Genomic DNA, 24,493 nt, shown 5'->3' on the forward strand with positions numbered 1-24,493 from the left:
TTAATGAAAGCAGTTTGATTTTTATAATTTGATTTGAATGTTTTCAATTTATTTTTGAAATAAAACAGCATTGAATTTTCCCAGCGTTGCAATAGTTATACTGAATTACAACGGCCGTAATTTTCTCGAACAATTCCTGCCTTCTGTTTTTGCTTCCACGTATCCAAATAAAAGAATTATTATAGCGGATAATGCTTCCGCCGATGACAGCATTGATTATTTGAAAAATAATTTTCCCTCAGCAGAAATTATTGTGCTTGATAAAAATTATGGCTTTGCTGGCGGTTATAATGAAGCGCTAAAAAAAGTATCATCGGATTATTATATTCTTTTAAATTCAGATGTTGAAGTTACAGCAGGCTGGATAGAAGATATGATTGAACTGATGGAAAGCAATAAGCATATTGCAGCCTGCCAGCCCAAAATACTTTCCTATCATAACAAAAAATATTTTGAATATGCAGGCGCCTGCGGTGGCTGGATGGATACGTTGGGATATGCTTTTGCAAGAGGAAGAATTTTTGATGTTTGTGAAGAAGATACGGGCCAATATAATAGTAACGAAAAAGTGTTTTGGGCAACCGGCGCAGCCTTATGCATAAGGGCTGCCTGCTTTCATGAAATGCATGGTTTTGATGCATATTTTTTTGCACACATGGAAGAGATTGATCTTTGCTGGCGGCTGCAGCGCAAAGGTTATGCTATATATTGTTGCGCTTCTTCTGTAGTGTATCATGTGGGCGGTGGAACTTTGGCAAGAACCAACAGCCGCAAAACCTATCTTAATTTCAGGAACAATCTTATTATGCTGCTGAAAAATTTTACATTCTCTGAAGCAGTGTGGAAATTACCATTACGTATTTTACTTGACTGGCTGTTTGCATTCAAATCGCTTTTACAAAAAGATGCTGCTTCTTTTAAAGCAGTGTTTAAAGCGCATGGCCGTGTTATTAAATGGATGATGGTGGGCAATACATATCAAAAGCTTCCTTCAAAAAGAATAAAAGAAATACCAGGCGTTTATAATAACTCGGTTATATGGGCATACTTTTTAAAAAAGAAAAAACATTTTTCAGAAATTATTAAGGAGGGTAGATAATATTAACCGGAGGCCTTATTTTTGCAGCGTTAAAACTAAAGCATGTCACACGATACAAATATTTCAGAGTACAAAGACAAAGAGTTTGGTTATAACTGGGTAAACTCTTCACGCTTCTTATTTTACCTGCAGGTGCTTTGTTTAATAGCCCTTTTTACAGGCATGAGTTATTATCTTTATACTTACAGGTACAAGGGTAAGCCAGATGTGGAAATACCTGCCAATACTTTATATACGCCACAGTATAAATAAATTGCAAAAATATTTTGCAGTATCGGCTAGATTGCTATTTTTGCCATCCCAAAAAAAAGTTCTTAATCATAATGCGGAAGTAGCTCATTTGGTAGAGCACGACCTTGCCAAGGTCGGGGTGGCCAGTTCGAGCCTGGTCTTCCGCTCTGTAAAAGTTATTAGTTAGCAATAACTGGTAACTTTTTTTTTCGCCCTGGTGGTGGAACTGGTAGACACGCAGGACTTAAAATCCTGTTCGCCGCAAACGCGAGTGCGGGTTCAATTCCCGCCTGGGGCACATGCTGAATTTTCAGGCATATTTTTAAAAGGTTGTTCAATAATGAGCAGCCTTTTTTGTTTTAAAATCAATTCTTTCTGGCCGGGAGATTTCCATAAAAAAAATAATTCTCCTACATTTGCGCTCCCATTGCCCGGTAGTATAATGGTAGTATCTCAGATTCTGGCTCTGATGGTCTTGGTTCGAATCCAGGCCGGGTAACTTATCTTTCACGCATTACGCTTTCCTTTTATTTAATGGCGCAAAAAAAATTAATTCGTTTCGCAGAACTGGAAACGTTTCCTAACGTTTTACAACACCCAAAAAACATGCAGGGCAACTGGCATGCTTTTTTTCAAAACAATCAACCAATAACACTTGAACTTGCCTGCGGCAAAGGCGAATATGCTGTTGGCTTAGGAAGGTTATATGCTGAAAGAAATTTTATTGGTATTGATATAAAAGGCAACCGTATTTGGAAAGGCGCTAAAACCGCTTTAAATGAAGGCCTGAAAAACGTTGCCTTTCTGCGCACACAGATCGATCAGCTTGCAGATTATTTTACCAATAATGAAGTAAGTGAAATATGGATAACTTTTCCCGACCCGCAATTGCGTTTTTCCAAAATGAAAAAACGTTTAACACATCCAAAATTTTTACGTTTATATCAAAACATTTTACAGGAAAATGGCATTGTTCATTTAAAAACCGATAGCCCTGATCTTTACAACTTCACCAAAGCCGTTATTGATTTATATGGATTAAGAACGATTGCAGATAAAGATGACCTGTATAAAGAAGAGCACTTGCACGATGAACTTAAAATAAAAACACATTACGAAAGCCTCGATATTGCCCAAAGCAATAAAGTGCATTACCTTGCCTTTACATTGAATGCAGATTTGCCAAAAGAAAAAGATGAACAATTAAAAGCTTTATTCCGTGAACAGGCGCCTCAATGAAGATGACGATTATTATTTTAACAGCGATGGGCTTGTTGTGTTTACCAAGGAATATTTATTACAACGCGGTTATTGCTGTGGCAATGGCTGTAAAAATTGCCCTTACGATTATAAAAATGTTGAAGAACCAAGAAGAAGCTTGCTGCTGAAGAAAAGAGAGGAAGAGGGTGAGGTTGATTAGATTAGTTGAGAAGTTAATTGATTGATGTATTTTGGGATAAGGAATTTGTAATTGGGAAGAACAACCTGTGAACCCGTAATTATTGAACATTTTATGGCTGACACAAAAGAACATTTAAAAGACTTAACCAATAAGCACTCCTTCTTTGAAGATGTTTGGGATGTGGCGCGGCAAATTCCAAAAGGGCGCGTTACAAGCTATGGCGCTATTGCAAATTATCTCGGTACAAAAATGAGCGCCCGCATGGTGGGCTGGGCAATGGGCGCATGCGTGAATGTGAAACCTAAAGTACCTGCTCACCGCGTTGTAAACCGCGTTGGCTTATTAAGCGGCAAAATGCATTTTGGTTCGCCCGATGAAATGCAAAAACGCCTGGAAAAAGAAAAAATAAAAGTGAAAGACGATAAGGTTGTTGACTTTGAAAAACTATTCTGGGACCCTGCAAAAGAACTGATACTATAGCAAGCATCAAAACTGGAAAGCAAATTTATCAACATATCACTTGTTAATGATTAGCCTTGTTGCTTGAGTAAATACGTTGCAATAATTTATATACATTATAAACGTTCGCAAACGTTTTCGCAGATAAATTCAACTATTAATATTTTTACAAAGTCTGGAATAATGACCTTTATTTGTATGATAGGGATTGCCTATCTCATATCCTTATAAAATTTATTGACTAAAAAACGATAAGCCATGCCGAATTCAAGAAGAGATTTTATTAAAAAAACCGCCGGGGCTGCAGCCGCAACAATGATAGCAGGCCAGGGATTTTCCGCTGCAAGTTATAACCGCATTATAGGGTCCAACGACAGGGTGCGGGTAGGCGTAGTTGGTTTTTCAGACCGGTTCCGTTCATCTCACGTTCCGCCTTTTATGAAATTTTATAAAGAGATGAATTTTGATATGGTGGCCGTTTCTGATTTGTGGAAGAAAAGAAGGGAGGAAGGCGTTGCTTTCTTAAAAGAAAAAATGCAGCACGATATTACAGGCTGCAGGAATAATGATGAATTATACAGTCAGAAAAATATAGATGCGGTATTTATCAGCACAGCCGATTTTCAGCATGCGCTGCTGGCAAAAGAAGCTGTGCTGGCCGGTTGCGATGTGTATTGTGAAAAGCCTTTTGCAGAAACAATGGAAGACAACCGGGATGCTTTAAAAGCAATAAAAGCCAGCGACCGTATTGTTCAGATTGGCTCGCAGCGAAGAAGCGGCGCCAATTATAAAGCAGCAGCAGAATTTATTCAGTCGGGCAAGTTTGGCAATATTACTATGGTTGAACTAACCTGGAATGTAAACCAGCCGGGCCGCTGGCGCAGGCCAGACCTTGTTGCTCAATGCCGTGAAGAAGACCTTGACTGGAAGCGCTACCTGCTCAACCGCCCGTATGAAGACTTCGACCCGAGAAAATACCTTGAATACAGGTTATTCTGGCCTTATTCTTCAGGCATGCCGGGCCAGTGGATGAGCCACCAGATTGATACAGTACATTGGTTTTCCAAACTGAGCCATCCGAGAAGTGTTGTAGCCAACGGTGGCATCTACATGTGGAAAGATGGCAGGCGTAATTGGGATACCACAACGGCTGTTTTTGATTATGGACCTGCCAATGATCCTACATCTGGCTTCCAGGTAATTTTTTCTTCCCGCATGCATAACGGAGACGAGAACCCCGCAGAAATCTATTATTCAAACGGCGGCGAATTAAACCTTATTACCAATAAGGTTACACCTACCGGCGGCTTAACGAAAAATGCAGCGGCGGCTATGCACATGCAGCCAAACCTGCTTCCTGAATTAAACCTTTCTGAAGTTTCGGAAAAAGTTGTTGCCTCTGCCAATACCGGCGGCGATGTGCTTACCACTAACCATATTCATAACTGGATGGAATGCATACGGTCAAGGAAACAACCGAATGCGCCTGTAGAAGCCGGCTATTCTCATTCAATCGCTAATATTATGACAAATGCTGCCGTGCACACAGGCTATAAGGCAACGTTTGATGAAGCCACACAGGAAGTAATGGTTAATGGAAAAGTGTTCAAATATTAATAGCGTTACAGGATATAATATCCCGCTGTTTTAAAGCGGCGGGTTTGCTTTGTGTATTAGGTACTTGTGCGGGTTTGCTTTATTTTAAATTGCAAGGCACAAGTACGCCAATACATTTTCAGTTAACAGTAAAGGCCTGAATAGCAAAATTGCTTTGTAACATAGCGGGAATTACCAGGAAAACAGCAATAATAATTACAACAAAGGGCTTTTTATCGTTGTAATAAACAATGAACGATCATTTATAGATTTGGCTACAGTCACGAACACACAAATATCTATTACCGCCTGCGAAAACTGTAACGTTAGTCAGCCATAAAGTCTAATGCTTATGAACAGTTCACCGCTTTTAACTCATTTCAAACAGGAATATAATGCTTCGGATGAAGATTGCAGGAAAATCATTCCCCTATTTGAGCAATTGGAAGTAAAAAAGAATCATCATCTCTATCGTTCAGGTGAAATAGTGAGGCATGTTTATTTTGTTCAGCAGGGTTGCCTGCGGCAGTATTACATTAACAATAACGGAGAAGAACGTACCATTTATTTTAAAACGGAAAACGGGTGGTGCAGCGAGCTGGTAAGTTTCCTGGATAATAAGCCAACTGAATTATATGTGCAGGCGCTCGAAAACAGCAAACTGCAATGCATTAATCAAAAAAATTGGAAATATGCCGTAACACAAATACGGTCGTTTACCATGGGTTTTATAAGGGCGCAACAAGACACAAATTATATGCTGAAGAAAAGGCTCGCTGAAGCCACGGTGGAAACACCCGAAGAAAAATACAGGCGCTTTATAAAAGAAGAACCGTTTTTATTACAGCGAATACCACTGTACCACATAGCCGCCTATTTATCTATGACGCCGGAAACTTTAAGCCGCATCAGAAAAAAAATTACCGATAAGTAATTTCTTATTTCAAATCAAGAACATTGCTGTTTCGCGGCTATAGGTTTGCCTCATAAATTATTTTTATGAAAAAAGAAACCATCAAAGCCGGGCAAATTACAATTGACTTTTTGCTTGAAGCTGCAGACACTAATGGCGCTGCCGCCATGTTTGAATTTACCGTTCCTGCCGGTGCCAAAACGCCGCTGCCACATTACCACGAACACTACGATGAAACTATCTACGGTTTATCAGGGGTATTAACTTTTACAGTAGATGGCAAGATAACGGATATTAATCCGGGTGAAACCTGTTTTATACCACGCGGTGTAGTTCATGGCTTTGACAATTTAAAACAAAATGATGCCAAAGGGCTAACTATAATTACCCCGGCATTGCTCGGGCCCGTTTTCTTTAGAGAGGTAGCCGATATAGTAAACCAGCCAGGCACCCCTGATCTCAAAAAGCTGGGAATGGTAATGGCAAAACATGGGCTTGTGCCTGTTGTGCCCAAAAGATAATGCTGCACCGATTTATTTCAATAGATCTGAAAACGCAGAAACAAAAATTAAACTTATAAAAGCATATATGGACAAGTATCTTACAATGTTCTCTGAACATTTGGACGCAGCGTTTAAACCAGAAATACTTTTTCCGGATAAAAAAGTTCGCTTCAAAGAATGGATACAACGGAAATTCAGTGCAGTAAAGCACATAGTGAAAAACAACAAAAGAAGAAGATCAATAACAAACAATACACTTGAAACAGAACTGGTGCTCTAATCCGCAAAAGCAAGCGTTTATTTGGTGAAGACATTATGCCTGCAGCCTTTACTGTAACAGATTGACAAGCGGTGTAATTTTCGCTAACTACAAACATACCGGTAAAATGAAAACAGGCACGGTGAGTGGCTGACAAACAAATAAAAATCGTTTCATAAGAAGACTAAAGCTTTGTGCCACTATTGGTGTTCAGTAGCAGGCCAAAGCTTTTCCGGTTATTGCAGCGCTTTACTAACTGCGGGCTGCATTTTCACAACAGCTTATCCCAATTCATTCCGTTGCTATAATTTTAACCCTTATCAATTACAAAAAAATGCAGGCAATTGCTTTTGATGTCAGAACCGTAAATGTGATGCGCTACGTGGTTCCGCTGCGCGAAGGCGGCTCGCTGCCAGCCATTGCAGAGGCGGATGATGGTTTCATGTATGTAGTAAAATTTAAAGGCGCCGGCCAGGGCAAAAAAGCGCTTATTGCAGAATTAATTGGCGGCCTGCTGGCCAAAACACTTGGGCTTAAAGTGCCTGAAATAGTTTTTGCTAATCTCGATGCTGCATTCGGCAGAACAGAGCCCGATGAAGAAATCCAGGACCTTTTAAAATCCAGTACGGGTTTGAATATGGCGCTGCATTATCTTTCCGGCGCCGTTACATTCGATGCGGCTGTTACCGGGGTGGATGAAATGCTGGCATCAAAAATTATGTGGCTGGATTGTTTTATCTGCAATGTTGACCGCACAGCACGCAATACCAATATGCTTGTCTGGAACAGGGAATTATGGCTGATAGATCATGGTGCTTCTTTATATTTTCATCATGCATGGCAAAGTTTTTTAAAGAATGCAGAACGGTCTTTTGAACAGGTGAAAGATCATGTGCTTTTGAAATATGCATCAAGGCTTGAAGATGTTGATGCATTGTTTCATACAATATTAAATGATGCAATAATTGATGCTATTGTTGAATTAATTCCTTCCGCATGGCTTGAAGAAAACGACAGCGATGAAACGCCGGAAATAAAAAGGAATATATATGCACAATTTTTAAAAGCGAGGCTTGCCGCATCGGCCATTTTTATAAAAGAAGCAATACATGCAAGAAAAACTATTATTTGAATATGCCGTTATACGGGTGGTGCCGCGTGTGGAACGCCAGGAGTTCTTTAACGTGGGTGTAATTATGTATTGTGCTGCCGCCGGTTTTTTACAAACAAAATATGAACTGAATAAAAAAAAGATAGCTACGTTTTGTAAAGAGATTGATATAGATGACCTGCAAAAAAGATTGCTTGTTTTTGAACAGATATGCAAAGCTGATAAAAATGCCGGCCCTATTGCAGCATTACCGTTGGCTGGCCGGTTCAGGTGGTTAACGGCTGTAAGAAGCACGATTGTACAAACATCGCCGGTGCATCCCGGTTTTTCTGATAATCTTGAAGCAACGCTGGAGAAACTTTTTGAAACGCTGGTGTTGTAAGACCCCGTTCGCATTACATTAAGAAAGTTACTACAGGTCTGACGCTTTTGAAGCGTTTTCGAGCCGATTAACTATATCAATACTTGGCAGGATTTTTTTACATGGTAATGTATGAGAAAATTTTATCTCTTTTTTCCACAGTTTTTAATCTGCCTCGCTGCCTGCCATCCTGCTATTGCACAAACAACTGTTGATACCGCCGGGCATCATCAAAAAATAATTCCCGGCCCTGAATATGAAGCAGGCAGTTTTAAACGCTGGCTTTGGGGCAATAATTACAGGGATGAATGGACAATGCCTGCAACCATCCGGGTATTGAACCTTGACAGCACCGCAGCCAATTTCAAAATTCTTTCCGCCGGTATTAAGAATAATTTACTAAACCTGCACGTGCAAGATGCAGCCGGCAAGGAATATTTAATAAGGCCGGTTGACAAAAATTTGGGGAAAATTCTTCCTGAACTTTTCCGCAAAACATTTGTTGAACAAAGATTAACAGATGGCGGCTCTGCATCTAACCCTTATGCCGGCGCTCCCGTGCCTATACTGGCAAAAGCCGCGGATATTTATTCGGCAAATATTTCTTACCGGTATGTGCCTTCACAACCACTGCTTGGCGAATACAATAATACATTCGGTAATAAGTTCTTTGTATTTGAAGAACTCGTGCCGGGCAATTTTGAAAGTTATATTACAACAACAGTTTTATTGGATACATTAAACAGCAACGCCAATATAACCATTGATGAAAAAGCATTGATAAAAGCAAGGCTGTTCGACATGTTTTTAAATGACTGGAACAGGCCTGAACAAAACTGGCTTTGGGGCAAAACAATAAGCGGTGATAAAACAGTATATATTCCTTTGCCAGTTAACCGCGACCAGGCGCTTTCCAATTATGATGGGTTATTGTTTGGTGCAGGTTTAGGTATAGGCAGGTTAAACTATTTTCAAAAATTTAAGAACAATATTCCAAGCGTAAAATTTATTAACCAGCGGGAAAAAGATATTGACCGGAGATTGCTAAACCAAACCAGCCTGGAAGATTGGATAAGCATTGCGAAAGATTTGCAGCAGTCGCTGGCAGATGATGTTATTGAAGATGCCGTTAAACAATTTCCACCGGAAATGTATGCCGCCACGGGCAATGAAATAACGGCAAAGCTTAAAGAAAGACGCAGGCATATTGTGGAATGGGCAAATGAATATTATCATTTTATTTCCAAAGAAGTTCAGGTAACAGGTTCTGAAAATAACGACAGGTTTGATGTGCAACGCATTAATAACAATGAAGTGCGCCTGCAGGTTTTTGAAGCGGATAATAACTCTCCTTATTATGCAAAAACCTTTAAATCTTCTGAAACAAAAGAAATAAGATTATTTGGGTTGAATGGTAATGACAGTTACCGTATTTGGGGCGAGGGTAAAAATAATATCAGCATAAAAATAAGCGATGGCCTGAATAATGATTCTGTTATTGATATATCAGCGTTAAGCAAAAAGAATAATAACATAACGGTTTATGCAAAAGATGGCATTAAAACAAATGAGGCCAACAGCATTCACATCAGCAATGATACTATGTACCGGTCTTATCATTATGACTGGTTCAGGTATAACAGGCGCGGTATATCGCCGATAATATTTTTTACCCTGGAAGACAGGCTATTCGCAGGGCTTAGTTATAATATATTGTCAAATAAATGGGACAAGCGGCCATTTGCTTCAGCACAAAACCTCAGCCTGCATTACTCCATCATGGAAAATGCACCAAGCATAACTTACAAGGCATTATTTCCTAAATTAATTTTAAAATCAAACCTGTCGTTATTAGCTAATTATGATCATGTGCGCTGGCAGTTTTATTATGGGTTGGGCAACAAAACAACACATGAAGGCATTCGTAAATTAAAGTACTATACCACAAGAACAAGACAGTGGATATTCAGGCCACAGCTTACAAAATATTTTGGCAATAACAGCATTAGTGCATTTGCCAGCGTGCAGGGCATAAAGGTGATAAATGATACAGCAAGGTTTATTGCCAAACCTGGGATGAACACCACAAATTTTAAATGGCAAACATACGCAGGCGGCGGCTTAAGCTACAGCTATGAGCTGTTGAATGATGCCATTGTACCAACAAAAGGTTTTTATATTAATGCTTCAGCAATGGGCGAGCAAAACGTAAACGACCGTTCAAGCCATTATATAAAGTATGGTGGAAATGTTTACGTTTATATTCCGCTGGTATCAAAATTTTCACTCAATATCAGGGCTGGTGTTTCTACCGTTACCGGCAATCCTGAATTTTATCAATATCCTTCAATAGGTGGTGTAATATTCCGCGGTGTGCCGGCAGACAGGTTTCGTGGTAAAACAGCTTTTTATAATACAAACGACCTTCGTTTTATTTCGCCTTTTCATTCCTGGTTCTTTAATGGCAAAGCAGGTTTCCTTATTTTTTGTGATGATGGCCGCGTTTGGCTTTCGGGCGAAAAATCAAATACATTGCACATTGCTTATGGCGCCGGCCTTATAGTAGCGCCTTTCAATCTTATATATTTAGATGCCACATTTGGATTTTATAAAAATGAAAATACGCTGCAGGTGCGGGCAACATTTCCGTTAGTGAAATAAAATATCTTCTCTAATAATTCCATGCATTGAACAAATATTTAAATGCCTATTCTATAAGTAGAGCATCTTTACGTTATTTGATACTGTTTCTATAATCGGGTTTTTAATAATATAAAAATCATCTTTATAATACATGTACCTTTTATGCTTGTCTTCAACCATTATATTCACTAAATTCACAAATTGACCGTAGGTGCAATTCTCATTAAAATGAACTTTTATAATATTCATCGTATCGTGTGTGTATTCAATTTTTCTTGATTCATATTTAACAAGGTCAAACCGTTTTATATCTTCTGCAGGAATACCGGTAAGATAGATTGTTGTAATTTTTTTGCGCTGTCTTTTTGCTTCATTCAAAAACCCTTCACCACTAAAACGTCTTCCGAAATAGCTTGTATCCGGACCATCTTCCGGTAGGGCCATCCTTAAAACCACTGGAAATTTATATTTCTGGAGAACACGATCTGTTTGATGCATAAATGCAAGCAGCAGAAAAATCTGAACTCCATAAAGAAAAGCCATATTTACATTGTTCATTCTTTGTTTTGGTTTTGCCATACATTATAAGAAGCAAACAAATATTTTTTCCATAAAACTGCTGAAATAATACTAAGCCGTTCATTATCTTCAATACATGAATTATATAAAACAAATTGAAACCAGGTGGAGTGACCTTGATCCTAATTTTCATCTCCGCCATTCTGTTTATTATGATTTCGGGGCATATTGCCGTATTAATTTTTTGTTTGATAACGGCATAACAGAAGATGTAATGCGGGAACATTCCATCGGCCCAATTTTATTCCGCGAAGAATGTTTTTTTATGAAAGAAATAATCTTTGGTGATAAGATAAGCATATCGCTAAAGCTAAAATCTGTATCTGCAGATTTCAGGAAATTTTCTATGCAGCACGAAATTTTTAAAAACGAAAATGAACTGGCTGCGCTGTTAATTGTTGATGGCGCCTGGATGGATACTATAAAAAGAAAAATAGCTGCGCCTCCGCAAATGGTGATTCATACGTTGAATACCATTCCGAAAACGGAAGATTATAAAACTGTGTAATAATTTTTTGAACTAAATAAATGCAGGCAGGAATATTCTTCCTTAATTCAATTCTTTCTTTGCCTTTTGTTCACGCATCATTTCAGAGTAACCCATTTTTCTTGATAAGGCAGAAAGGGCCATTGCAATTCTTTTTGTTTTGGTAGGCTCTGTTTTAGCGCTGTCTATCCACTTGCTGAAATAATTCCTGTGGCTGCCGCTTAACGAATTGAAATGTTCCAGCGCTGCCGGCTCATCATTTAAGCAAGCCATAAAATCTTCATTTAATTGCACCGGCTTATTATCGGCTTCAAGTGTTGCAGTTATCATTGCACCTTTACGTTTGCCAATTGCTTTACGCATATCTGCATTTACCGGCATTATAAAACTGCCATCGCCCATTGGCATTATAGCTACACTGCTTAATTTATAATTATCCAGTTTGCCTTTTACGCGATATATTTTCTTACATCCAGGATTTATTTGCTGAGCAATATCTTCAGGTATAACAAAGTATGTCCAGCCGGTTTTTTCACCCTGTTCATCAAACTTTAATAATGTAGCGGTGATCTTTACCATTGTTATACTGCTTTCAGGTTAACAGTGAGTTGTCAGTAGTGAATGGTGAGTAATATCAAAACATATAATTCAGAAAAAAACAATCCAGGATTATGCACTTTCTCCAGCGATAAATCAGCTTTCACTTTCATCTTCGTTCACTTCAATTGCTTCATCGGCTGCATTGGCTATAATCACATTACTCATCTTGCGCAACGGGTTACTGCGGCTTTCATCATAATCTGCGCGGCGTTTAATTATATCTATACACTCAAATATAGCTGCAAGAAAAGAAGAAGCATCGGCCTGGCCTTTGCCCGCAATATCAAAGGCAGTACCATGATCGGGGCTTGTTCTTATTGCCGGCATTCCCGCTGTATAATTAACGCCCTCTCCTATTGCCAGCGATTTAAAAGGAATCAAACCCTGGTCGTGATACATAGCCAATACGGCATCAAACTGCTGGTACTGCGCCCTCGCAAAAAAAGCATCTGCACTAAATGGCCCAAAGGCAAGTATGCCTTTATCTTTTACTTCTTTAACAGAAGGCTTTATAATAGTTTGTTCTTCATTGCCCACGAGGCCTTCATCGCCTGCATGAGGGTTTAACCCAAGCACCGCAATCTTTGGCTTTTCAATACCAAAATCCCTTTTGAGGCTTTCATTTATTATAACAAGTTTGCTTATTATACTTTCTTTTGAAATATGGGCAGCTATGTCTTTTACAGGCACATGCTCTGTAACCAGCGCCACACGCAGGTTTGAAGCAACCATCAGCATAACAACATCATTTAAACCAAATGCATGTTTTAAATAAGGCGTATGGCCGGTGAAATTAAAATCGGCGGATTGTATATTTTTTTTATGCAGCGGCGCTGTTACAAGGCCTTGTATAAGCCCATCTTTTAATGCATTAACCGCATGCTGCAATGATGTTCTTGCATACCGGCCTCCGGTTTCGTTTAACTGCCCTGCAGAGATTGGCACTTCTTCATCCCAGCAATTAAATATATTAAGCTGCTTATGATTGATGCGTGAAAAATCCTTAACTGACTGGTACGAGAAATTAATTTCAGGCATTGACTTACGGTAAAAATTGATGCATTTATTGCTGGCAAAAACCACGGGTGTGCATTGGTCGAGGATGCGGTTATCACTTAATGTTTTAATAATAAGTTCAATGCCAATACCATTAATATCACCAGAGGTAAATCCTATCAATGGTTTTTGCTGTTCTGCATTCATAGTAATATTTTGTTTGGGTAAAAATAAATTAATCCGCAATAAAGCCTGTACCGGTTTTTATTTACGCATATATTTTTTGTGGCAAAAGTACTTGTATTTTAATTCTTTGCGCACCACGCACCTCATGCAATCTTTTACTGGCTTGATTGTTGAATAATTGTCATAAACGATTATATGAAACAAACTATGAAAACGACTGCTGCAAAGATGTTTTCATTATCATTTATTTTTTGCTTCATTACTTGCTGGTTATGTGCACAGGATACATCGGGCAATTTAGATGTTACGGCCACGGTAAAGCCAGCGCCCTGGTATGATCATACATGGATTTGGATAGTGGGGTCAGCCATATTTATTTTAATATTAGTAAGCCTTCCTGTAAAAAAATCCAAGCCAACAACTACTGAAATGTAGTTGGCTGTTATAGTAATAAAATAATGGAGGTTGCGAAATGCAACCTCTTTTTTATTTAGTATCGTAAGACCATTTAACCCATGTGGCGCCCCAGGTAAAGCCGCCGCCAAATGCTGCAAGGATCAGGTTATCGCCCTTCTTTAACTGCTTCTCCCATTCCCATAAACAAAGCGGTATGGTTGCCGCTGTTGTGTTGCCATACTTCTGAATATTAATCATCACTTTTTCCCTTGGCAATCCCATTCGGTTTGCAGTAGCATCAATTATTCTAAGGTTAGCCTGGTGTGGCACAAGCCATGCCACATCATCTGCGCCCAGGCTATTTTGCTTCATTATTTCTGCGCTCACATCGGCCATGCCTTCTACGGCATGTTTAAACACAGCTTTCCCTTCCTGGTAAATAAAATGTTTTTTAGCCTGAACGGTTTCAATAGTAGCAGGTTCACGGGAGCCGCCGGCTTTCATGTGCAGGTATTCAGCGCCTTTGCCGTCGCTTTTTAAGATGCTGTCTTTAATACCGGTTTCATCAATAGAGGGTTCCAATAAAACAGCGCCGGCGCCGTCACCAAAAATTATGCAGGTAGCCCTGTCTGTGTAATCAACTATGGCGCTCATTTTATCTACGCCAACCACCAAAACTTTTTTGTAGCGCCCGCTTTCAATAAACGTGGCTCCGGTTGTGAGTGAATACAAAAAGCCGCTGCAGGCAGCGCTTACATCAAAACCCCATGCGTTTGTTGCGCCAATTTTAGCCGCAATAATATTTGCTGTAGCGGGAAAAACCATATCGGGTGTTACAGTGCCCACAATAATGCAATCAATTTCAAGAGGGTCCAGATTTTTCTTTTTTATTATTTCCTGAATAGCTGGCAAAGCAAGATCGCTGCTTCCTTTACCGGCCCCTTTCAAAATTCTTCTTTCACTAATGCCTGTTCTTGTTCTTATCCATTCATCATTTGTTTCAACCATCGTTTCCAGTTCCTTATTCGTTAACCTGTACTCCGGAACATAACCGCCTACAGCAGTAATGGCTGCAGTTATTTTACTCATATTTTAAAATATTGTGTTTCAAAAGTATTGAAATTATAATTATTGACAGAACCCATCATTGCTTATACAGTTCTTCAAACATACCGGTTTGCCTGTTTTTACGGACATTATCCGCATGAAAATATTTTCCATTCATAGCTATATAAACACCGGGCGGCAAGGTTTGCACAAAAGCCAGTGCACTGCCGAGATTAAACAAACCATCTGAGCTGCCAAATTTATAAGGGATCATTGCGCCGGTAAGAACAATCGTTTTATTATTTATTCTTCCGGATAAAACTTTAGCTGTATCGGCCATTGTATCTGTGCCATGCGTTATAATGATCTTGTCTTCTTTAGCCGTTTCGCAATGATGCGTAATCAAATCCCTGTCTTCACTGCTCATGCCAAGGCTGTCAATCATCATTAATGTTCGTATATCAACATCAATATTGCTGCGGCCCAGCTTAAGCATTTCAGGCAAATGCGAATCTTTGAAAAAAAGTTCGCCGGTAAGCTCATTATATTCTTTATCGAAAGTGCCGCCGGTTATAAAAATGCGTATTGCCATACATAAAATTTTAGTTTACAAGTTCACAGGTTTTCTTGTTCACAGGTTGAAGTTAACCACGCAGTTGTAACCTTAGCCAGATGCTCAAACAAGTAAACTTGTGAACAGGTGAACGCTTGAACTTTTCTCTAATTATTTTTCCCTTTCAACATAGGTACGAAAGAAAAATAATCAAACCATTCTTCATCATAACTGCCATCAGCTTTTTTGGTAAGGCGCAGCATACGTTGCTTATCCCCTTCATTCACGGGCAATACCATTAAACCGCCTGCTTTTAACTGCTCCACTAATTTGGGCGGAATAAAAGGTGCTGCAGCTGTAATAAGCACTTTATCAAAAGGCGCATAAGCCGGCAATCCTTCAAAGCCATCTCCGTAAAAAAATTTTATGTTAGGATATTTTGTTTTGAAGAAGAAAGACTTATTAATGTCGTACAATTTACGCTGCCGTTCTATTGTATAAACCCATGCGCCTAATTCCGCCAGCACGCTTGCCTGGTAAACACTGCCGGTGCCTATTTCAAGAATTTTATCGCCGCGATGCACATTCAATAATTGCGTTTGATAAGCAACGGTATAAGGCTGGGAAATAGTTTGCTCCGCCGCAATGGGAAATGCCCTGTCTTCATAAGCAATTTTATCAAAAGCAGAATCTAAAAAAAAATGCCGCGGCACATTATACATGGCTTCCAGCACCATTTCTGATGTTATGCCTTTTGTGCGCAATGAATCTATCAGTTTTTTTCTTAACCCTTTATGCTGGTATGTATCTTCCAGTTTTCTCATTGCTGCAAACCTAAAAAGCTTGCGCTAACTTTCAATAGATGTTGAAGAAATTATTATGATGTCTGGTTATTAACATCTGCGCATTATATAGCATCTCCTTTAACTTTAAGGTAAATCTGCAACTTATGAAGAACGGTCGTCATTTAAAGCAAACCATACCATCTGCGGATTAAAATAAAAGTGCTTAAGGTGCTACTGCCATCCGCCACCCAGCGAACGGTATAATTGCACCAATGCTATTAATACATCTTTACGGTTATCATTTAGTTCGAGTTCGGCCTGCAATACACTTTTCTGAGCCGTAATAACTTCAAGATAAGAAGCGTAGCCTGCAACGTATAATTCGTTTGCAGAAGTTACGCCATTACTGAGCTCATTTACTTCCAGTTGTTTAAGCATTTGAATATGCCTTTTGTTTTTTATATCGTTCAATCCTATATACACTTCATTGAAACTATTCAGCAGTGATTGCTGGTATTTATAAAAAGCTTCCTTTTGGGCCGCCCCAGCTAATTGATAATTACCCTCTATTGCTTTTTTATTGAACAAAGGTGCTGTTAGCCCTCCAAGCAAACCATACGTAACCGAGGCGGCATTAAACAGCAAATTTCCCTTGAAAGAATTTAAACCGAAGTAAGGTGTTATGGTTAAAGCAGGCATTGCTGCCGCATTGGCCGATGCCACATCGAATTTGGTTGCCTGCAGTTCTAAAGCAGCCTGCTGCACATCAGGCCTTCTTGTTACCATTGCTGATGGAATGCCGGCATATATAACTTCAGGCAATTGTTTTTTTAAAGTACTGCTATCTCTTGCAACAGGCCGCGGATAGCGGCCAAGCAGGTAATTTATATGTGCTTCAATTGCTGTTATCTGTTGCTTTGCTTCATATTCATAACCCTGTGTATTGTACAACTGCGCCTGGAATTGCTGCACGGCAAGCGAGGTACTTTTGCCCGTTTCCTGCATAATTTTTACAACATCCAAAGCATCCTGCTGGTATTTAATATTTCGCTGAATTATCTTTAACTGGTTATCCAGTGCCAACAGGCTATAATAACTTGAAGCAATGTCTGCCACCAGCGATGTTACAATAAACTGCCTGCCTTTTTCTGAAGCCAAAACCCTTGCCGCAGAAGCTTCACGGGCATTTTTTAATCTTCCCCAAATATCAATTTCCCAGTTGCTGTGCAAGCCAATAAAATAATCCTGAACAATTGGCTGCGTTACACGTTGCTTATCGTTTATATTACCAGAAAGATTAGTGTCGTAATTGCCTACGCCGCTCATGGTATATTTACCATATTTATCAATAGCTGTTGAAACGGCTGCATTTACCGTGGGCTGCAGTGCCCCTTTATTCTTTAATAATTGCGCTTTGGCAGATTCTATTCTTTGCCAGGCAATCTGAATGTCCTGGTTATTAGCCAAAGCCGAATCAATCAGCTTAACTAACAAGCTGTCTCTGAAAAATGTGCGCCATTCTATATTGCCAATACCGGTACTGTCTTTGCCGGATTCTATAAATTTATCAGGCACATCCTTTAATTCAGGCGTTATAACAGGTTTATAAGTTTTACAGCCTGTGGCAACTAAAAGCAATACAATAAGGATATGATAAATGCTCTTATATTTTGTTTTCATCATTGTCTTTATTCAAACGTTTTTTATGATGGTGATAATGCGTATGTTCATGATGATCGAACTCTTCAGAAAAGGGAATTTCATGCTGATATGATGACTCCTCACTTTCTCCTTTTCTCTTCTTTCCAATACTTGCAAACAGAACATATAAACCGGGTATAATTAAAACCCCGAATATGGTTCCCGCCAGCATACCGCCTGCTGCTGCCGTACCTATTGAACGGTTCCCCATGGCGCCAGCGCCACTGGCCACACAAAGCGGGATAAGCCCTGCAATAAAGGCAAATGAGGTCATCAATATTGGCCGCAACCTCGATTTGGCCCCTATTACCGCAGCTTCCAAAATTGATATGCCTTTTTGCCGCTGCATTTCAGCAACCTCCACAACCAATATGGCATTCTTGCCCAACAGGCCAATCAACATTATCAATGCCACCTGCGCATAAATATTATTTTCAAGCCCTAACACCTTCAAAAAGAAAAAAGCGCCGAATATACCAGCCGGCAATGAGAGCAATACAGATAAGGGCAATGCGAAGCTTTCATATTGTGCTGCCAGCAACAGGTAAACAAATACAAGGCAAATAATAAAAATGTATGCTGCCTGGTTGCCGCTTTCAATTTGTTCTCTCGTCATTCCGCTCCATTCAATGGTGTAACCTCTTGGCAGTTTTTCTTTAGCAATGGTTTCAATAGCTTTAATAGCATCGCCGCTGCTATAGCCCCTGGCTGCATCACCAGTAATCATAGCCGATGTGTACATGTTATAACGCGTAATTTGTTCAGGGCCTAATACTTTTTCCAGTGTTATAAAAGATGAATAAGGCACCATTTCACCTTTATCATTCTTCACATACAAATTCAAAACATCATTTTCTGTATTGCGGTACGATGGGGAAGCCTGCAGCATTACCTTATACATTTGATTAAACCGTATAAAATTGGTGGCATAGTAACTGCCCAGCAGGGTTTGCAAAGTGCTCATGGCATTATCAATGCTTACACCTTTTTGCGCCGCCATATCCTGGTCAACATGAATTATATATTGAGGAAAGCTGGGATTGAAGCTGGTATAAGCTCCTGCAATAGCCGGGTTATTATTCAACTGCTCTGTAAAACTTTTTGTTACATTGGCCGTAGCAGCAAGCCCGGTTGCTTTATTTTTATTCAACAACCTTAATTCAAATCCACTTGCATTACCAAATCCCGGAACTGTTGGTGGTGAAAAATATTCAATAGAGGCATCAGCAATATATTTTGTTTTTTTATTCAGCATTTCTATTACTTCATCAATACTTTCTTTACGATCTTCCCATGTTTTAAGATTGATCATTGCCATGCCATAAGAAGCTCCTGATATTTCGCTCATTAAACTATAACCGGCCAGTGTGCTGATGTTATCCACCTGCGGCATATCTTTCGTTGCCAGTTCAATTTCATCAAGTATTTTCTCCGTTCTGTCAACTGTTGACCCGGGTGGTGTGGTAACATTCACATAAATCATGCTCTGGTCTTCAGAAGGAATAAAACCTGTGGGCAAAATGGTGGCTATTCCCCCTGTGGCTAAACAGAAAAACCCGAAAAGGGCAAGTGTTACAAGCTTACGGCCAGCAAGCTTTCCCACAATACCGGCATATTTATTTTCCACCTTATTATAACCTTTATTAAAACCACCAAACAGGCGTTGCAATAAGCTTTTCTTAGGTTTTGTATTATGCTTTAACAGTAAAGCGCACAAGGCCGGCGTAAGCGTCAAAGCATTAATGCCGGATATAACAATAGAGATAGCCAGTGTTAACGAGAATTGTCTGTAAAATACGCCTACCGGTCCCGACAGGAAGGCAACCGGTATAAACACGGCCGACATAACAAGCGTTATGGCAATGATGGCCCCGCTTATTTCTTCCATTGCTTCTACTGTGGCTTCCAATGGCGGCAGGTGCTGTTCCGTCATTTTCACATGCACTGCCTCTACCACCACAATTGCATTATCTACTACTATACCAATGGCCAGCACCAATGCAAACAGCGTTAACATATTTAAAGAGAAGCCAAGTATTTGCATAAATGCCAGCGAGCCTACCAATGCCACAGGAACAGCAAGTGCAGGAATAATGGTTGAACGGAAATCCTGCAGGAAAATAAATACAACAACAAACACAAGCAGGAAAGCTTCTATCAATGTGCGTACCACTTCATGAATACTGGCATCTAAGAACCTTGATACATCATAAGCATAATTGTACGTCATGCCGGGCGGGAAAGAACTTTCTTTCAATTCTTCCATCTTCGCCTTGATATTATTGATAACATCCCTTGCATTGCTCCCAGGCCTTTGCTTAATCATAATGGAAGCAGAAGGGCGGCCATCTGTTTTGGAAGACATATCATAACTCTCTGTTCCAAATTCAACAGCAGCGATGTCTTTTAGTTTTAAAATGGTACCGTCGGGCTGTGCACGCAATACAACCGCCTCATAAGCTTCGGGCGTATTAAACTTACCGGTATATTTTAATACAAACTGCGCTACCTGGTTGCCTTTGCCTGAGTTTTCCCCAATTACGCCTGGGGCTGCTTCTATATTCTGCCTGCGCAGCGCTTCTATCACTTCTTCGGTTGAAATATTATAGGCCAGCATTCGGTCTGGCTTTAGCCAAACCCGCATGGCATAATCACGCACGCCCATTATATCAACAAGCCCAACGCCTTCAATGCGCTTTAATTCCTGCAATACATTTATATCGGTGAAGTTGTAAATAAATTCTTCGTTCACCGTGCTGTCTTCACTAAATATGTTTAAAAACAGCAGCATGCTGTTTACTTCTTTTTCGGTGGTAACACCGGCACGAATTACCTCTTCCGGCAATTCATCTAATATGGTGGTTACCCGGTTCTGCACATTCACTGCTGCCTGGTCCGGGTCAGTTCCAACTTTAAACATTACCTGTATCTGCGTAACGCCATTGTTGCTGCTGACAGAATTCATATAAGTCATGCCGGGCACACCATTAACAGCACGCTCCAGGGGTATGGCAACCGCATTGGCGCATACTTCGGCATTGGCGCCATTATAGGTAGCTGTAACCACCACAGATGGCGGAACAATATCGGGGAATTGTGTAACCGGCAATGAAAACAGCGCCAGTACACCAAGCAATACTATAATAAGGGATACAACAAGCGAAAGCACCGGCCTTCGTATAAATATTTCAACCATTTAAATAACTTTAATTGTGCTGTAGCAATAATTATTTTGTGAAAATGCAACTGACGGGCTGATGCCAAAAGCACAGCTATATACCGCAATAATATTTATGATTTAACGCGTGGCGAGAAGGCTATCGGCTGCAAGCATGCGTGGCTCTATACGCATTCCATCACGTATGTTTTGCACCCCTTCATACACAATTTTATCGCCAGACTTGAGGCCTGACTGAACTACAAAATATCGGTCTATCCTGGTGCGTGGCACAAAGGTTTTCATCTTAACAGTACTGTCTGTATTCAATACAAAAACATAGTTTTTATCCTGTATATCAAATACAGCCTTTTGTGGCACCATTAAAGCATTATGCACTTGGGTAGTGATGCTGATTTTACCTGTAGAACCGTGTTTCAAAATCTTGTCGGGATTAGGAAACCTTGCCCGGAAAGCGATGGAGCCTGTGCCCTGGTCAAACTCTCCTTCCATGGTTTCTATTTTACCGCTACTGCCATACACTGAACCGTCGGAGAGAATGAGTTTTACGTTATTATCAGGAAGGTTCTTGTTGGTTTGAAGGTTGCGCACATATTCGAGGTATTCATTTTCAGATACCCTGAAATAGGCCAATACTTCAGAAAGGTCTGAAACAGTAGTAAGCAGGTCGCCTTCATTTATAAGGCTGCCCAGCTTAAGCGGTATTCGGTCTATAACACCATTAAAAGGCGCCCTTATTAAAGTGTGCGATAAATGCAGGGCTGCCTCATCTTCTATTGCCTGCTGTTCATTCAGCCGGGCTTGTGCGCCTTTTAGTTTTGACTGGGCTAATTCAAGTTCTGTTTTTGATATAACTTTTTTATCAACCAGCAACTGTATTCTTTTTATTTCCAGTTCAGATGCATGTACTGCAGCCTTTGCATCGGCTACGCCCGCCCTTGCTTTGGCAAGGTCGAGTTGAAACTGCTGATCATTTAATTTAAATAAGGGCTGGCCCTTTGATACAGGCTTCCCTTCATCCACATAAATTTTTTCAAGATAGCCCTGCAATTTGGAACGTATCTCCACATTTTGAACAGCCTGCACATCCGCTACATAACCATTTTGAAGGCTTGTATCTTCCGGCTTTAATTGTATAACAGGCAATACCGGAATTTCTTTTTGCTTTTTGTTTTCAGTATTAGAACTACAGCCTGTAATAACAATAATAATAGCGCAATAAATAATAGGTTTTATATTCATCGTTACAAATTTTTGGTTTAATCGTGCTCATAATGGCTATAAGCAATACCACATGTATTCAATATGTAACAATGAAATCAGAAAGGTGTTAAGCGAAAGAGAAAGTGATAATGTGCCGGAACGCTGAAGGTTCTGTTGCAAGCTGTAAGGCATTGCAATGCCGTTGCAGTAATTATTTTATAATTGTACTCAAAACTATTTTTTTTAGGGTATTCTTTTAAGCGAAACTGGTGGGTACGGGGCGTTTGCTTATCCATTTTAAAACTAAACAGTTCATGGCCATCGCCATTTAAATCCATATTCAACAGACCACCTAAGATGTGAAGCAACGACACATTATCTTGCGAGGTTGCTTCTATAGCATCTGAAATTGAGTCTATTTTATTATTGGCAAATGGCTGCACAGCATAGGATACAGTTCTTAAACCGAAACAAAAGAGCACTAAAAAACAAAGCCATTTTTTTAGTATATGGGTTTTGTATTTTTTATGCAGCAGCAATAATTACAAGATTTTTAAATGAGATAAATACCAACGCTGTAAAGATAAATTAAAGAGATGAAAACAGGGCCTGCCGCATTTCTAAGTTTTCTTAAAATATATATAAAGCGTATATAACACTTTAAATGAACCATCATCTTTTTCATCTGCTAAATCCAATATATTAAAAAGATATTTTCTCTTTACTATTACAATAGTGCGCCTTTAATTTTGATTGCAATAGGTACACTTTCAAATTCTCTCAATTGTTTAAAAAAATGTATCTTGCAACCTATCAGTAAATAATGAAATTCCTCTCTTCCAATTTAGATCTGCTCAATCACTAACACGCCGTTTTATACAGCGGGCAATTTCTTATGCCCTTTAGCATTTACGCTTCAAAAAATTTATCGTTCATTATTTAATCATTTATTATGCTTACTCATACTATATCCAAAAAAGCCCTGCATTATTTACAGTTAGAAGAAGATTTTGGTGCACATAATTATCATCCTTTGCCCGTGGTTTTAGAAAAAGGCGAAGGTGTTTTTGTATGGGACGTTGAAGGAAAAAAGTATTATGATTTTCTAAGTGGTTATTCTGCTGTTAACCAGGGCCATTGCCATCCGCGCATTGTAAAGGCATTAATTGAGCAGGCGCAAAAACTCACACTCACATCCCGCGCCTTTTATAATAATCTTTTAGGCGAGTATGAAAAATTCATGACTGAATTATTTGGCTATGATAAACTGCTGCCGATGAATACAGGTGTGGAAGCAGTGGAAACAGCCATTAAACTTTGCCGGCGCTGGGGCTATGAAAAGAAAGGCATTAAAGATGGTGAAGCAAAAATTATTGTATGTGCAGATAATTTTCATGGCAGGACCACAACGGTTATTTCATTCAGCACTGATCCTTTATCCAATTCAAAGTTTGGCCCGTTTACGCCCGGCTTTGTTGTTATTCCATATAATGATATAAATGCTTTGCAAAAAGCATTGGAAGATAAAACCATTGCAGGTCTTTTGGTTGAGCCTATACAAGGTGAGGCTGGTGTGGTTGTTCCGGATGAAGGCTATCTTTCCAAAGCCAAGCAATTATGCGAAGCCTATAATATTTTATTCATGGCCGATGAAATACAAACAGGGCTTGGCCGTACAGGAAAAATGCTGGCCTGCGATCATGAAAATGTAAAGCCGGATATTTTAATTCTTGGCAAGGCATTAAGCGGCGGAACAATTCCTGTATCTGCAGTATTAGCCAATAATGAAATCATGCTGAATATAAAACCCGGCGAGCACGGTTCCACGTATGGCGGCAATCCATTAGCATGTGCTGTTGCTATAGAATCGATAAAAGTATTGCAGGAAGAAAGCATGATTGAAAATGCTGATGCAATGGGAAACTTGCTGCGCAATGAATTGCAAAATTTAAACTCACCTTTTATATCCACCATTCGTGGTAAAGGTTTATTAAACGCCATTGTAATTGAACATGCGAATAAAGAAGCGGCGTGGGAACTTTGCCTTCAGCTTAAAGAAAATGGTTTACTGGCAAAACCAACACATGGCGATAAAATACGTTTTGCACCGCCGCTTGTTATTTCAAAACAACAAATACTGGAGTGCGTTGACATTATTGCCCGCTCATTAAAGGATTGTTTAAGCTAATTGTAAGATTAATATCA

Annotated in this window: 25 protein-coding genes and 3 tRNA genes; 18 read left to right on the forward strand and 10 right to left on the reverse strand. The window is 39.6% G+C overall.

Annotation, left to right across the window (positions count from 1 at the left end; translation table 11 throughout):
* The first annotated feature begins 70 nt into the window (after window positions 1–70).
* The 15 genes from BM015_RS11880 to BM015_RS11950 all read left to right on the forward strand — a co-directional run bounded on the left by BM015_RS11880 (window position 71) and on the right by BM015_RS11950 (window position 10,595).
* Window positions 71–1,099 carry a glycosyltransferase family 2 protein gene (locus BM015_RS11880; RefSeq protein WP_090658606.1) on the forward strand — a complete coding sequence of 343 codons (1,029 nt, stop codon included), beginning with the start codon at window positions 71–73 and terminating at the stop codon, window positions 1,097–1,099.
* A gap of 42 nt (window positions 1,100–1,141) precedes the next feature.
* Window positions 1,142–1,351, forward strand: coding sequence for a hypothetical protein (locus BM015_RS11885; protein WP_090658608.1), 210 nt, complete (start codon window positions 1,142–1,144; stop codon window positions 1,349–1,351).
* A gap of 73 nt (window positions 1,352–1,424) precedes the next feature.
* Window positions 1,425–1,497: transfer RNA gene (locus BM015_RS11890), tRNA-Gly, on the forward strand.
* A 44-nt stretch (window positions 1,498–1,541) separates the two neighbouring features.
* A tRNA-Leu gene (locus tag BM015_RS11895) sits at window positions 1,542–1,628 on the forward strand.
* A 130-nt stretch (window positions 1,629–1,758) separates the two neighbouring features.
* Window positions 1,759–1,829: transfer RNA gene (locus tag BM015_RS11900), tRNA-Gln, on the forward strand.
* 35 nt (window positions 1,830–1,864) lie between these two features.
* Window positions 1,865–2,569: a tRNA (guanosine(46)-N7)-methyltransferase TrmB gene (gene trmB, locus BM015_RS11905; protein ID WP_090658611.1), complete on the forward strand. Its 705-nt coding sequence runs from the start codon at window positions 1,865–1,867 to the stop codon at window positions 2,567–2,569.
* Window positions 2,550–2,750 (forward strand): C1orf53 family protein, encoded by a 201-nt coding sequence (locus BM015_RS11910; RefSeq protein ID WP_090658613.1) that lies wholly within the window; start codon window positions 2,550–2,552, stop codon window positions 2,748–2,750. Before trmB ends, BM015_RS11910 begins: the two co-directional genes overlap by 20 nt.
* A 93-nt stretch (window positions 2,751–2,843) precedes the next feature.
* The gene (locus BM015_RS11915) at window positions 2,844–3,212 is read left to right on the forward strand and encodes an MGMT family protein (protein ID WP_090658614.1); all 369 of its coding nucleotides are present in this window, start codon (window positions 2,844–2,846) and stop codon (window positions 3,210–3,212) included.
* A 237-nt stretch (window positions 3,213–3,449) separates the two neighbouring features.
* Window positions 3,450–4,808: a Gfo/Idh/MocA family protein gene (locus BM015_RS11920; RefSeq protein ID WP_090658616.1), complete on the forward strand. Its 1,359-nt coding sequence runs from the start codon at window positions 3,450–3,452 to the stop codon at window positions 4,806–4,808.
* Between the two features lie 331 nt (window positions 4,809–5,139).
* The gene (locus BM015_RS11925) at window positions 5,140–5,721 is read left to right on the forward strand and encodes a Crp/Fnr family transcriptional regulator (RefSeq protein WP_177191889.1); all 582 of its coding nucleotides are present in this window, start codon (window positions 5,140–5,142) and stop codon (window positions 5,719–5,721) included.
* Window positions 5,722–5,786: 65 nt separating this feature from the next.
* The gene (locus BM015_RS11930) at window positions 5,787–6,221 is read left to right on the forward strand and encodes a cupin domain-containing protein (RefSeq protein WP_245751379.1); all 435 of its coding nucleotides are present in this window, start codon (window positions 5,787–5,789) and stop codon (window positions 6,219–6,221) included.
* 67 nt (window positions 6,222–6,288) lie between these two features.
* On the forward strand, window positions 6,289–6,483 hold the full coding sequence (locus BM015_RS11935) for a hypothetical protein (protein WP_143075838.1): 195 nt from the start codon (window positions 6,289–6,291) through the stop codon (window positions 6,481–6,483).
* A 313-nt stretch (window positions 6,484–6,796) separates the two neighbouring features.
* Window positions 6,797–7,594, forward strand: a complete 798-nt coding sequence (locus tag BM015_RS11940; RefSeq protein ID WP_090658624.1) for a HipA family kinase — start codon at window positions 6,797–6,799, stop codon at window positions 7,592–7,594.
* Window positions 7,572–7,955, forward strand: a complete 384-nt coding sequence (locus tag BM015_RS11945) for a DUF3037 domain-containing protein (RefSeq protein WP_090658627.1) — start codon at window positions 7,572–7,574, stop codon at window positions 7,953–7,955. The genes BM015_RS11940 and BM015_RS11945 overlap by 23 nt, the downstream gene beginning before the upstream one ends.
* 111 nt (window positions 7,956–8,066) lie before the next feature.
* Window positions 8,067–10,595: a BamA/TamA family outer membrane protein gene (locus BM015_RS11950; RefSeq protein ID WP_090658629.1), complete on the forward strand. Its 2,529-nt coding sequence runs from the start codon at window positions 8,067–8,069 to the stop codon at window positions 10,593–10,595.
* A 51-nt stretch (window positions 10,596–10,646) separates the two neighbouring features.
* On the opposite strand, the gene BM015_RS11955 is transcribed toward BM015_RS11950, so the two are convergent.
* Complete coding sequence (locus BM015_RS11955; RefSeq protein ID WP_090658631.1) at window positions 10,647–11,156, reverse strand: hypothetical protein; 510 nt, start codon at window positions 11,154–11,156, stop codon at window positions 10,647–10,649.
* Between the two features lie 76 nt (window positions 11,157–11,232).
* Between BM015_RS11955 and BM015_RS11960 the strand changes: the two genes are divergently transcribed.
* Window positions 11,233–11,664 (forward strand): acyl-CoA thioesterase, encoded by a 432-nt coding sequence (locus BM015_RS11960; protein ID WP_090658633.1) that lies wholly within the window; start codon window positions 11,233–11,235, stop codon window positions 11,662–11,664.
* Window positions 11,665–11,706: 42 nt separating this feature from the next.
* Here BM015_RS11960 and BM015_RS11965 read toward each other — a convergent pair whose 3' ends face one another.
* Window positions 11,707–12,222: a YdeI/OmpD-associated family protein gene (locus BM015_RS11965; RefSeq protein WP_090658635.1), complete on the reverse strand. Its 516-nt coding sequence runs from the start codon at window positions 12,220–12,222 to the stop codon at window positions 11,707–11,709.
* Between the two features lie 114 nt (window positions 12,223–12,336).
* A complete protein-coding gene (gene pdxA, locus BM015_RS11970) occupies window positions 12,337–13,446 on the reverse strand; it encodes a 4-hydroxythreonine-4-phosphate dehydrogenase PdxA (RefSeq protein WP_090658637.1) in 1,110 nt (369 codons plus the stop codon).
* A 186-nt stretch (window positions 13,447–13,632) separates the two neighbouring features.
* On the opposite strand from pdxA, the gene BM015_RS11975 reads away from it, so the two are divergent.
* A complete protein-coding gene (locus BM015_RS11975) occupies window positions 13,633–13,860 on the forward strand; it encodes a hypothetical protein (RefSeq protein ID WP_143075839.1) in 228 nt (75 codons plus the stop codon).
* Between the two features lie 51 nt (window positions 13,861–13,911).
* Here BM015_RS11975 and BM015_RS11980 read toward each other — a convergent pair whose 3' ends face one another.
* The 7 genes from BM015_RS11980 to BM015_RS12010 form a co-directional block, all read right to left on the reverse strand.
* Window positions 13,912–14,910, reverse strand: coding sequence for a beta-ketoacyl-ACP synthase III (locus tag BM015_RS11980; RefSeq protein WP_090658641.1), 999 nt, complete (start codon window positions 14,908–14,910; stop codon window positions 13,912–13,914).
* A gap of 55 nt (window positions 14,911–14,965) precedes the next feature.
* Window positions 14,966–15,460, reverse strand: coding sequence for an asparaginase domain-containing protein (locus BM015_RS11985; RefSeq protein WP_090658643.1), 495 nt, complete (start codon window positions 15,458–15,460; stop codon window positions 14,966–14,968).
* Between the two features lie 128 nt (window positions 15,461–15,588).
* Entirely contained in the window at window positions 15,589–16,245 is a 657-nt protein-coding gene (locus BM015_RS11990) for a protein-L-isoaspartate(D-aspartate) O-methyltransferase (RefSeq protein WP_090658645.1), read from the reverse strand.
* Window positions 16,246–16,437: 192 nt separating this feature from the next.
* Window positions 16,438–17,889, reverse strand: a complete 1,452-nt coding sequence (locus BM015_RS11995; protein ID WP_218148487.1) for a TolC family protein — start codon at window positions 17,887–17,889, stop codon at window positions 16,438–16,440.
* On the reverse strand, window positions 17,870–21,103 hold the full coding sequence (locus BM015_RS12000) for an efflux RND transporter permease subunit (RefSeq protein ID WP_090658647.1): 3,234 nt from the start codon (window positions 21,101–21,103) through the stop codon (window positions 17,870–17,872). Before BM015_RS12000 ends, BM015_RS11995 begins: the two co-directional genes overlap by 20 nt.
* 102 nt (window positions 21,104–21,205) lie before the next feature.
* Window positions 21,206–22,327: an efflux RND transporter periplasmic adaptor subunit gene (locus tag BM015_RS12005; RefSeq protein ID WP_090658649.1), complete on the reverse strand. Its 1,122-nt coding sequence runs from the start codon at window positions 22,325–22,327 to the stop codon at window positions 21,206–21,208.
* Between the two features lie 77 nt (window positions 22,328–22,404).
* Window positions 22,405–22,770, reverse strand: a complete 366-nt coding sequence (locus BM015_RS12010; protein ID WP_143075840.1) for a hypothetical protein — start codon at window positions 22,768–22,770, stop codon at window positions 22,405–22,407.
* A gap of 470 nt (window positions 22,771–23,240) precedes the next feature.
* Here BM015_RS12010 and rocD point away from each other — a divergent pair, with 470 nt between their 5' ends.
* Complete coding sequence (gene rocD / locus BM015_RS12015; protein ID WP_090658654.1) at window positions 23,241–24,476, forward strand: ornithine--oxo-acid transaminase; 1,236 nt, start codon at window positions 23,241–23,243, stop codon at window positions 24,474–24,476.
* Window positions 24,477–24,493: the final 17 nt, after the last annotated feature.

This window comes from Parafilimonas terrae (assembly GCF_900115755.1).
In the GTDB taxonomy this organism is placed as follows: Bacteria; Bacteroidota; Bacteroidia; order Chitinophagales; family Chitinophagaceae; genus Parafilimonas; species Parafilimonas terrae.

Coding starts and splice junctions, on each gene's coding strand:
- BM015_RS11885 (WP_090658608.1), top strand. CDS start 1,142: ATGTCACACGATACAAATATTTCAGAGTACAAAGACAAAGAGTTTGGT.
- trmB (WP_090658611.1), top strand. CDS start 1,865: ATGGCGCAAAAAAAATTAATTCGTTTCGCAGAACTGGAAACGTTTCCT.
- BM015_RS11915 (WP_090658614.1), top strand. CDS start 2,844: ATGGCTGACACAAAAGAACATTTAAAAGACTTAACCAATAAGCACTCC.
- BM015_RS11920 (WP_090658616.1), top strand. CDS start 3,450: ATGCCGAATTCAAGAAGAGATTTTATTAAAAAAACCGCCGGGGCTGCA.
- BM015_RS11925 (WP_177191889.1), top strand. CDS start 5,140: ATGAACAGTTCACCGCTTTTAACTCATTTCAAACAGGAATATAATGCT.
- BM015_RS11930 (WP_245751379.1), top strand. CDS start 5,787: ATGAAAAAAGAAACCATCAAAGCCGGGCAAATTACAATTGACTTTTTG.
- BM015_RS11935 (WP_143075838.1), top strand. CDS start 6,289: ATGGACAAGTATCTTACAATGTTCTCTGAACATTTGGACGCAGCGTTT.
- BM015_RS11940 (WP_090658624.1), top strand. CDS start 6,797: ATGCAGGCAATTGCTTTTGATGTCAGAACCGTAAATGTGATGCGCTAC.
- BM015_RS11945 (WP_090658627.1), top strand. CDS start 7,572: ATGCAAGAAAAACTATTATTTGAATATGCCGTTATACGGGTGGTGCCG.
- BM015_RS11950 (WP_090658629.1), top strand. CDS start 8,067: ATGAGAAAATTTTATCTCTTTTTTCCACAGTTTTTAATCTGCCTCGCT.
- BM015_RS11955 (WP_090658631.1), bottom strand. CDS start 11,156: ATGGCAAAACCAAAACAAAGAATGAACAATGTAAATATGGCTTTTCTT.
- BM015_RS11960 (WP_090658633.1), top strand. CDS start 11,233: ATGAATTATATAAAACAAATTGAAACCAGGTGGAGTGACCTTGATCCT.
- BM015_RS11965 (WP_090658635.1), bottom strand. CDS start 12,222: ATGGTAAAGATCACCGCTACATTATTAAAGTTTGATGAACAGGGTGAA.
- pdxA (WP_090658637.1), bottom strand. CDS start 13,446: ATGAATGCAGAACAGCAAAAACCATTGATAGGATTTACCTCTGGTGAT.
- BM015_RS11975 (WP_143075839.1), top strand. CDS start 13,633: ATGAAAACGACTGCTGCAAAGATGTTTTCATTATCATTTATTTTTTGC.
- BM015_RS11980 (WP_090658641.1), bottom strand. CDS start 14,910: ATGAGTAAAATAACTGCAGCCATTACTGCTGTAGGCGGTTATGTTCCG.
- BM015_RS11985 (WP_090658643.1), bottom strand. CDS start 15,460: ATGGCAATACGCATTTTTATAACCGGCGGCACTTTCGATAAAGAATAT.
- BM015_RS11990 (WP_090658645.1), bottom strand. CDS start 16,245: ATGAGAAAACTGGAAGATACATACCAGCATAAAGGGTTAAGAAAAAAA.
- BM015_RS11995 (WP_218148487.1), bottom strand. CDS start 17,889: ATGATGAAAACAAAATATAAGAGCATTTATCATATCCTTATTGTATTG.
- BM015_RS12000 (WP_090658647.1), bottom strand. CDS start 21,103: ATGGTTGAAATATTTATACGAAGGCCGGTGCTTTCGCTTGTTGTATCC.
- BM015_RS12005 (WP_090658649.1), bottom strand. CDS start 22,327: ATGAATATAAAACCTATTATTTATTGCGCTATTATTATTGTTATTACA.
- rocD (WP_090658654.1), top strand. CDS start 23,241: ATGCTTACTCATACTATATCCAAAAAAGCCCTGCATTATTTACAGTTA.